Source organism: Janthinobacterium sp. BHSEK (assembly GCF_056174685.1).
In genome coordinates, this window is the sequence record NZ_JBWBYV010000262.1 from 1 (window position 1) to 609 (window position 609).

At 64.4% G+C, this 609-nt stretch carries 1 protein-coding gene; it reads right to left on the bottom strand.

All coding sequences use genetic code 11. From position 1 onward, the window contains the following. Positions 1-609, bottom strand: a 609-nt coding sequence (locus AC0V2Y_RS28935) for an AMP-binding protein (protein WP_475418493.1), incomplete at both ends; no start/stop codon positions are given.

A 609-nucleotide genomic window follows, 5' to 3' on the forward strand; every position in this document is an offset into this window, starting at 1 on the left:
ACCGGGTCGAGCAGCACGGTCTGCGGCACGATCAGCACCCGCGCACCGTTGAGCAGGCCGCCCCAGACTTCCCAGGTCGAGGCGTCGAAGGCGGGATTGGCGCAGTGAACAATCACATCATCGCGGCCGATCTCGGCAAATGAATTGTTTATTACCAGCTGCACTACATTGCGGTGCTCCACCATCACGCCCTTGGGCATGCCAGTCGAACCGGAGGTATAGATCACATAGGCAAGATGGTGCGCAGCCAGGCCAGCCGCCGCCGCGTCCGGATCGCCTTGGGCTTGGCTGGCGATGGCGTGGGCGTCTGCTTCGCCATCGACGATGATCGCGCGCACGCCAGTCGGCGGCATGCGTTCCGCCAGCGATGCCTGCGTCAGCAACGCCACCGGTCCGCTGTCGGCCAACATGGCCGACAGCCGGTCGGCCGGATAGTTCGATTCAAGCGGCACATAGGCGGCGCCAGCCTTGAGGATGCCGAGCCAGCCGATGACCATGGCGCTGCCGCGCTCCATGCAGATGGCGACCCGGTCATCCGGCTGCACACCCAGCGCAAGCAGATAATGCGCCAGCTGGTTGGCACGCCGATTGAGTTCATCGTAGCTCATG